Annotated in this window: 8 protein-coding genes and 1 pseudogene; all 9 read left to right on the top strand. The window is 64.4% G+C overall.

Annotation, left to right across the window (positions count from 1 at the left end; all coding sequences use genetic code 11):
* A pseudogene (locus tag NKK51_RS25060) lies at positions 1-237 on the top strand (ABC transporter ATP-binding protein); the annotation flags it as partial.
* On the top strand, positions 224-1,087 hold the full coding sequence (locus tag NKK51_RS25055; RefSeq protein WP_352554936.1) for a branched-chain amino acid ABC transporter permease: 864 nt from the start codon (positions 224-226) through the stop codon (positions 1,085-1,087). The pseudogene NKK51_RS25060 and the gene NKK51_RS25055, both read left to right, overlap by 14 nt.
* On the top strand, positions 1,084-2,109 hold the full coding sequence (locus NKK51_RS25050) for a branched-chain amino acid ABC transporter permease (protein ID WP_352440104.1): 1,026 nt from the start codon (positions 1,084-1,086) through the stop codon (positions 2,107-2,109). Before NKK51_RS25055 ends, NKK51_RS25050 begins: the two co-directional genes overlap by 4 nt.
* Before the next feature lie 14 nt (positions 2,110-2,123).
* On the top strand, positions 2,124-3,140 hold the full coding sequence (locus NKK51_RS25045) for a zinc-dependent alcohol dehydrogenase (protein ID WP_128302313.1): 1,017 nt from the start codon (positions 2,124-2,126) through the stop codon (positions 3,138-3,140).
* Between the two features lie 11 nt (positions 3,141-3,151).
* Complete coding sequence (locus NKK51_RS25040) at positions 3,152-3,940, top strand: alpha/beta fold hydrolase (protein ID WP_023808918.1); 789 nt, start codon at positions 3,152-3,154, stop codon at positions 3,938-3,940.
* A 26-nt stretch (positions 3,941-3,966) separates the two neighbouring features.
* Positions 3,967-5,187 (top strand): acyl-CoA dehydrogenase family protein, encoded by a 1,221-nt coding sequence (locus NKK51_RS25035; RefSeq protein WP_023808917.1) that lies wholly within the window; start codon positions 3,967-3,969, stop codon positions 5,185-5,187.
* Positions 5,188-5,250: 63 nt separating this feature from the next.
* Positions 5,251-5,799 carry a flavin reductase family protein gene (locus tag NKK51_RS25030; RefSeq protein ID WP_127255083.1) on the top strand — a complete coding sequence of 183 codons (549 nt, stop codon included), beginning with the start codon at positions 5,251-5,253 and terminating at the stop codon, positions 5,797-5,799.
* A 391-nt stretch (positions 5,800-6,190) separates the two neighbouring features.
* Entirely contained in the window at positions 6,191-7,726 is a 1,536-nt protein-coding gene (locus NKK51_RS25025; RefSeq protein WP_352554935.1) for an FGGY-family carbohydrate kinase, read from the top strand.
* Positions 7,723-8,499, top strand: coding sequence for a DeoR/GlpR family DNA-binding transcription regulator (locus tag NKK51_RS25020; protein ID WP_128302317.1), 777 nt, complete (start codon positions 7,723-7,725; stop codon positions 8,497-8,499). Before NKK51_RS25025 ends, NKK51_RS25020 begins: the two co-directional genes overlap by 4 nt.
* Positions 8,500-8,526: the final 27 nt, after the last annotated feature.

Below are 8,526 nucleotides of genomic sequence, written 5' to 3'. Positions count from 1 at the left end.
ATCAGCCTCGGTCTTGCGCCCAAGGTGATCCGCGAGATCTATGCCGCCTTGCCCGAAATCCGCGCCACTGGAACGGCGATGATCGTGGTCGAGCAGGATGTCGGTCTCGCCCGAACCGCCTCGGACCGCCTCTACTGCATGCTGGAGGGGCGCGTGACCCTGACCGGCAAGTCCGCCGAGATCACGCGCGAGCAGATCGGCAAAGCCTATTTTGGAGCGGGCCATGGAGTGGTTTGACGCCTTGGTGCAGGGGATCCTGCTGGGCGGCATGTATGCCCAGTATGCGCTCGGCATGGCGCTGATGTTCGGCGTCATGCGGATCGTCAACATCAGCCACGGCGATCTGGTGATCCTTTTGTCGCTGATCGGCATTTCGATCGCCACGGCCTGGGGTCTGGGACCGCTGCCTGTGCTGATCGTGCTGGTGCCGCTCGCGGTGCTGATGGGCTGGGTGCTGCAGAAGGCCGTGCTGAACCGCGTGGTGGGCAGCGATCCGCTGCCCTCGCTGATCGCGACCTTCGGACTGTCGATCGCGCTGCAGAACCTGATGCTCCAGATATGGTCCGCGAACAGCCGGTCGTTGCCGGGCCACGGGATCGAGAGCCAGTCCATCGAGATCGGCGGTATCTATATCGGCCTCCTGCCGCTGATCGTGCTGGCGGTCGCCACGGGACTGACATGGGGCCTCGACCTGACGCTGAAGCGCACGCGCTTCGGCCGGGCGCTCCGCGCCGCGTCGGCCGATGTCGAGGCGGCGGCGATGACCGGCATCAACCCGCGCGCCGTCTATGCGATGGCGACAGCGGCGGCGGTCGGCATCCTCGGCTTTGCGGCCGTCTTCCAGGCGCTGCGGTCGACCGTTGCGCCGGCCGATGGACCTGCCCAGCTTATCTACGCGTTCGAAGCGGTGATCATCGGCGGCATGGGTACGGTATGGGGCGCCTTCGCCGGCTCGATGGTCCTCGGCATCTCGCAGGCCGTCGGCTTCCGCATCGATCCGGGCTTCGGCGTGCTCGCCGGACACATCGTCTTCCTGATCGTGCTGGCGACCCGCCCGCAGGGCCTGTTTGGAAAGGCATTGTCATGAGTGCGATCCCCTATGTGGCAACCGAGGTGCCTGAGGTCCTGGTCCAGCGCCAGACCCGGTCCGGTCGCATCGCGATGACGCTGGCTGTGCTGGCGCTGATCGGTGTCGCCGCCATGCCGTGGTGGGCCTCGACCGGCACGATCCGGTCGATTCTGGTGCTGTGCTGCTACATCGCCGTCGCGCAGATGTGGAACCTGCTAGCCGGCTATGCCGGCCTCGTCTCGGTGGGCCAGCACGCCTTCATGGGTGCTGCCGGCTATGCGCTTTTCGTGCTGGCGCAGACTTACGGCATCAATCCGTTTGTGGCGGTCTTCCTTTCGCTGCTGGCGCCGGCCGCGCTGGCCGTGCCGATCTACCTGCTGCTGCATCGCCTGGATGGCCCCTATTTTTCGATCGGCACATGGGTGGTGGCCGAGGTATTCCGGCTGGCCGCCTCGAATCTCCCGCTCGTCAATTCCGGCGCGGGGATGTCGCTTCGCGTGATGAAGGACTATTCGGCCTTCGAGCGGAATGTCGCCATGTCGCTGCTCTGCGCGGGGATGCTGCTCGTCACGCTGGGCGGCAGCTATTGGCTGCTTCGCTCGCGCTTCGGCCTTGCGCTGATCGCCATGCGCGACAATCCGGTCGCGGCCGCGAGCCAGGGCGTGAATGTCGTCAAGCTGCGCTTCCTGATCTACGTCGCGTCGGCGGTCGGCTGCGGCCTTGCGGGCGCCATCTATTTCATGGCGCAACTGCGCATCACCCCGGGTTCGGCCTTTGATCCGATGTGGGCGAACGTCGCGATCTTCATCGTCATGGTCGGCGGGATAGGGTCCATCGAGGGCGTTCTGATCGGATCCCTGATTTTCTTCATCGCGGACCGCTGGTTCGGTGAATACGGCGCGAGCTATTTCGTCGTCCTCGGCCTGATGACGCTGCTGGTGGCGCTCTACGCCCGCACCGGCATCTGGGGCCTGATCTCGAAACGGTGGGATGCGCCATGGTTCCCGATCCGACGCAGGCTCGTCGATCCGAACCGCTGAGAGGGAGGGTTTTTATGAAAGCAGCCATCTTCGATACGGTCGGCAGTCCGCTGCGGATCGGCACGGTGCCGGATCCGACGCCGGCGCCGGATGAGGTCGTCTTGCGCATCGCAGCCTGCGGCATCTGCGGCAGCGACCTGCATATCACCGAGGATCCGGTGCCTTTCGGCATCGGTGGAGGTTTCGTTCTTGGCCATGAATTCGCCGGCGACATCATCGCGCTGGGATCACGGGTGGCGAGCCTTCGGATCGGTGAGCGTGTGGCCGTCGTGCCGATGCACGGCTGCGGGCACTGCCAGGCCTGCAGGCGCGGCGATCCAGGCCGCTGTCCCGACATGGTGCTGATTGGTGGCGGCTATGCGCAATACGCGGCCGTCGCCGCGCGCCAGTGCCATGTCTTGCCCGACGACGTTGCGCTGGAGGATGGCGCGCTGGCCGAACCGCTCTCGGTCGCGCTGCATTGCATCATCCGCTCGGGTATGAAACCGGGAGACCGGGTCGCCATCCTGGGCGCCGGGCCGATCGGCCTGCTCGTCGCCTTCTGGGCGCGGCGGCTGGGAGCGTCGTGTGTGGTCGTGGCCGATATCCACAGCCATCAGCGTGACCGTGCGCTTGCGCTTGGCGCGACCGGTTTCGCGCTATCGGGCAACAGGCTGGCGGAGAACCTTGCCGATCTCTGCGGCGGTGCAACCGATATCGTCTTCGAATGCGTCGGCAAGCGCGGCCTCATCGACGCAGCGGTCAAGGCGGTCCGGTTGCAGGGCACAGTGGTCGGCGTCGGCCTGTGTATCGGCGGCGACGAATGGGATCCGTTCGTCGCGCTGACCAAGGAAGTGAACCTGCTCTTCTCGGTCTTCTTCCATCAGCGCAACGAATTCGGCGTCGCCCTCGATGCGCTGCGCGGCGGACCTTTCGCACCGCAGGCGCTGATCACCGATCGGATCGACCTCTCGCCGGTTCCGCAGATATTCGAGAGCCTTCGCCGCCGCACAACGCAATGCAAAGTGCTGATCCAGCCGGACCTTGTTTGAGGAGGAATAAAATGGCCGTTCAATTCGAAACGCTCAAATACGATGTCGCTGGCACCAAAACGGTGGTGAAGGCCATTGGTGAGGGAAAGCCCGTGCTGTTCCTGCACGGCGCCTCGACGCTTGAAGGTTTCGACTTCGCCGAAGGCCTCGCCGACCGTTTCCGCGTGCTTTGCGCGAGCCATCCGGGCTTCGGCTTTTCGGGCGCTGCGCCGCATGTGACCGGGATGTCCGACATGGTTCTGCACTACCTGAACCTGCTCGATGTTCTGAACCTGCCGGAGAAGCCTCATCTCATCGGCTTTTCCATGGGCGGCTGGATGGCGACGGAGCTCGCCGGCCTTGCGCGCGAGCGTTTCGACAAGGTGGTGCTGATCGCGCCGGCAGGGCTCAACGACCCCGCGCATCCGGCCACCGATCTGGGCGCGGTCGCGCCGCAGGAGCTGCCGGCCTATCTGGCGCATGACGTCTCGGTGGCGCTGCGCTATTTCCCCGACGGCTCGGATCCCGCCTTTGCGGAGGCCTTCGGCGCCGATCGCGCCCGCGAAGGAGAGACGCTCGGCCGGTTGCTGGCGCCGTTCGGCATGGGCCATCCGAACCTGCGGCGCTTCCTGGCGCGCATCGCCAATCCGACGCTGGTCGTCTGGGGCACCAGGGACCGTCTGCTGCCAGCTGGCCAGGCGCCGCTCTTCGTCGAAGCCCTGCCCGACGCACGCCTGATCCTGGTCGAGGATGCCGGCCATTTCGTCATGCAGGAGAAACCCGAAACACTCAGGAAGATCGGCGATTTCCTCGCCGGCTGACCGCATTTGAAAAGGAGGAGAAGACAATGAACAAACCCATCAAGCACGGCTCGTGGGGGACGACCACCGACTATCGCGACTTGCTCAGCAAGATCGCGGAGATCGGGCCGGCCCTGGAAGCCAACGCCACCACCGATGAGGAGAATGGCGAACTGACTGCGGCCACGTTCGAGCTGCTGAAGCCGCTGCGCATGTCGCATATCTTCGCCGCGGAGAGCCTCGGCGGTGCGCAGCTGCGACCCACCCAGGGTCTCGAACTGCTGGCGGCGATCACCTGGCACTCCGGGGCGGCCGGCTGGGTTTCAATGGTGCATTGCTGCATCGGTGCGATGTCGGCGGCCTTTCTGCCGGATAGCGCGGTCGAGCGGCTGTTCGCACCGGGCACCGACAACCGTTTCTCGGGGCAGGGCGCGCCGCTCGGCATGCTGAAGAAGGTCGACGGTGGTTACCGGCTGAACGGCAAGTGGAGCTATGGCAGCGGCTTCAGCCACGCCACCTATAGCCACAGTGCCGCCTTCGTCGACGACGGCACCGGCAAGCCCGCCAAGGACGACAAGGGCAATTTGATTATCATGTGCGCCCATGCCCCGATCTCCCAGCACAAGCAGCTCGGCAATTGGGACGTTCTGGGCCTCGGCGGCACCGGCAGCATCGACTATGCGGCCGAGGATGTCTTCATCGCCGACGATCTCGTCTTCCCGATCCTGACCGCACCGCCGCTGCGCCAGAAGGAGTTCTTCAGTCTCGGTGTCGTGGGCCTCGCCGCCATCGGTCATACCGGCTGGGCGCTCGGCACCGGGCGGCGGATGCTGGACGAGATTGCCAAGTTCGCCCGCAGCAAGTCAGGCCGCGCCGGACTGATCGGCGAGAGCGAGAAGTTCTGGCACGACTATGGCCGCGCCGAAGCCCGCTATCGCGCTGCCCGCGCCTTCGTCTTCGAAGTCTGGCGCGACATCGAGGCGACGGTCGAAGCCGGCAACAGCGTATCGACGCGGCAGATCAGCCTTGTCCATCTGGCCAAATCCGAGATTCACGAGGTTGGCGTCGATATCTGCAACTTCGCCTACCGCGCGGGCGGCGGCGCGTCGCTGCGCGCCGGTGTGATCCAGCGGACCTTCCGCGAGATGATGGTGGCGGCCAACCACTTCACGATCGCGCCGTCGATAGTCACCTCGGCCGGCCGCGACATCGGCGGTCTGTGGAGCGATCGCACCTGGCAGTTCTACGACCTGATCGAGAAGAAGTAGTCCGCAAGGGCCGGACGGCGGACGCCGTCCGGCCCTTATTCACGCTGCAGAAGAGAGACGTCGATGAGCTTCCCGCATCCGATGACCAACGCCTTCCGCGAAGCCTTTCGCCACCATCCGGCCGGTGTTGCCGTGATCACGGCCGACCCCGGCGACAGGCCGGTGGCGATGACCGTATCCTCGCTGATCTCGGTAAGTGCCGCGCCGCCGGTCGTCGCTTTCTCGCTCTCCATGAAATCGACTTCGTCCGAGCCCTTGCTACGGGCCGAGACCATGGTGATCCACCTGCTGCGCTTCACTGATATCGACCTGGCGCAGCTCTGCGCGTCGAGCGGCGCGGAACGTTTCCCGCCGGGAGGCGCCTGGGCGCGGCTGCCTACGGGCGAACCCCGCTATACCGGCGTTTCGACCTGGTTCCGCGCCCGTCGGCTCGGCATCCTGCCGATCGAGGGCGCGACGCTGGTCGCGGCCGAACTCCTTGACGGCGAGGTGCAGCCGGACGAGGTCCCCCCGGAGGCGCATTCGCTTGTTTATCTCGACCGTCGCTGGCATCGCCTGCACAAGGAACTGGACGGGGTGGCTGAGCTTCTTGAGTCGTCGCGTTTTCTTTGAACGGCGCCGAAGCGCGGGTTGTCCGGTCGTTGCGCACGGAACTTGCAAAGCCAGTCGAAGCGCGTTCGGCGTCAGTCGTACCGCGCTCCCTGGCTCGCCGCGCAGGGTTGAGGGTCATCCGGCCAGTTGGGCATTGGCCGGAACTTCGTCCCGCATCGGATGCGGTACGAGTGGATGGCAATTTTTGTCGCAGATGACGTCAGACTTTTCCGCAAAAATATCTCACATGTTGACGTTAACTTAACATGCTATTATGGTCTGTTTGCCGCGTCGGATGCGTCGCTTTTGTATCACCGTTGCTCGTTGATTGTCGTCATGTCTGTCATCTCTATCCCACCCTGCAGGATTGCCTTGCAGCGCCCTTCACCAGTTGCTGAAAGCGGCGGCGCCCATGCCCAGTTTGCTCGGAATCGATAACGGTCTCACGGTCACCAAGGCGGTGATCTTTGATGCCGATGGCACGCAGTTGTCGGTGGCGCGTCGGCGGGTTCCGCAATTGATGCCCCATGCGCGATGGGTGGAGCGCGACATGGCCGGCCTCTGGCAAGCCACCGCCGACGCAATCAAGGAGGCGATCGCGCTGTGTGGCCGCCCGGCGGACGACATCAGGGCGGTGGCGGCAACCGCGCATGGCGACGGTCTCTATTTGCTCGACAAGGATCGTCGGCCGCTGGGGCCTGGAATCCTGTCGCTCGACAGCCGCGCCGGCGAGATTGTCGAACAATGGTCGGCGGACGGGGTCTTCCAAAATGCGTTGGCGCGCACCGGACAGGCGCCGCACGTTTCGGCTCCGTCGGCGCTGCTGGCCTGGATCAGGAAGAACCAACCCGACCGCTATGGCCGCATCGGGCATATACTGGCCTGCAAGGACTGGCTGCGCTTTTGCCTGACCGGCACGATCGGCACCGACCGTACCGAGGCCAGCACCTCATTCACGGATTTCCGCACGCAGGATTACGCGCTGGAAGCGATGCGCATCTTCGAACTGGACGATCTTTTCGACGCGCTGCCGCCGATGGCGCATTCGGCCGAGATCGCCGGCCACGTTACCGCCGAGGCCGCCGACATGACCGGCCTTGCCAAGGGGACACCGGTCGCGAGCGGCCTGCATGACGTAACTGCCTCCGCACTTGGCATGGGCGGCCATGAGGAGGGCGTGCTCGCCATTGTCGCGGGGACCTATTCCATCAACGAAGTGGTCTCTTCGCAACCGCGCATCGATCCGCGTTGGCTCTGTCGCAACGCCATCGACGCCGGCCGCTGGAACAACATGGCGATCTCGCCGGCCTCGACCGCGAACTACGATTGGTTTCTCGACACGTTCTGCCGCTCGGAACAGGAGAGGGCATCGGTCGGTGGTGGCTCGATCCACGAGGTTTTGGCAGCAGAGATCGACGAGGCGCTTAAAAAGCGGTCGACCATCCTGTTTCATCCCTATCTGTTCGGTTCCCCCTTTGGCGATGTCGCCAGCGGCAGCTTTGTCGGCCTTCATGGCTGGCACAATCGCGGCGATATGCTCAAGGCGGTTCTGGAGGGCATTGCTTTCAATCATCGTACCCATGTCGAAGCCTTGCGCGACGGCTTTGCCATCAGCGAAATCCGCCTGACCGGCGGCGGTTCACGCAATCCGGCCTTCGTCCAGATGTTTGCCGATGTGCTGAATGCCCCGGTCACCGTCACCTCGACCGATGAGGCCGCTGCCTTTGGCGCTGCCCTTTGCGCGGGTGCCGCGGTGGGCATCTTCGCGACGCCGCAACAAGGCGCCAGGCAGGCCGGCATGACGGCACGCCAATACGAGCCGAAGGCGGCCTCAAGTGCTGTGTTCAACGAGCGCTTTTCCCTCTATGGCCGCATAGCCGGTGCGCTCGAACCGCATTGGCCGGAGATCGAGAAGCTGGCGCGGCAAGACACTGGGGGAACCGCATGATCAAGGCCGACGAACGACGCGAAGAGATCGCCGACTATGTGATCAAGCTCGGCCAGGTGCGCATCGACAATCTGGTCGAGCATTTCGGCGTATCGCGCATGACCATCCACCGGCACATCGACCGGCTGGCGCAGCAGGGTGTGCTGCGCAAGCTGCACGGTGCGGTGACGGTTCAGCCGTCCGGCCTCTACGAAAGCGCTTTCCGCTACCGGGTGACGGTCAACCGGGCCGAGAAGGATGCCTTGGCGCGGGCAGCGCTCGATTATGTCGAGGCCGGCCAAGTGGTGATGCTGGACGATTCCTCGACGGCAAACGCCGTCGCGACGCTGTTGCTCGACATCAAGCCGTTGACCGTCATCACCAACTCCGTGGCGACGGCATCACTGCTGACCAATGTCGACGAACTCGACTTCATCTGTCTCGGCGGCCAGTACCACAACACCTACAACGCCTATATCGGCATCGTCTGCGAGAACGCCGTGGCGCAGTTGCGCGCCAATGTGCTGATCTGTTCGGCTTCGGCCATCACCGGAACCACGGCCTTCATCCAGGATCCCAATGTCGTGCGGGTCAAGCAGGCGATGATGGCCGCATCGGTGAAGCGCATCCTTCTGATCGACCATGCCAAGTTCGACAGGATCGCACTGCATGTGTTCGACGATCTGACCAGCTTCGACGTCGTCCTGGCGACCGAAGGCCTGGGCGATGCGCGGGCGCGAGTCCTCGAACGGGCCGGCGTGAAGCTGCGCATCGTCAAGACGAAAGCGCCATGAGCTCAAGCGAAGCAACATTTACGGAAA

This window comes from Mesorhizobium sp. M0011 (assembly GCF_040324155.1).
In the GTDB taxonomy this organism is placed as follows: Bacteria; Pseudomonadota; Alphaproteobacteria; order Rhizobiales; family Rhizobiaceae; genus Mesorhizobium.
The sequence above is the reverse complement of the archived record's forward strand: the minus strand, read 5'-3'. Positions and strand labels throughout refer to the sequence as shown.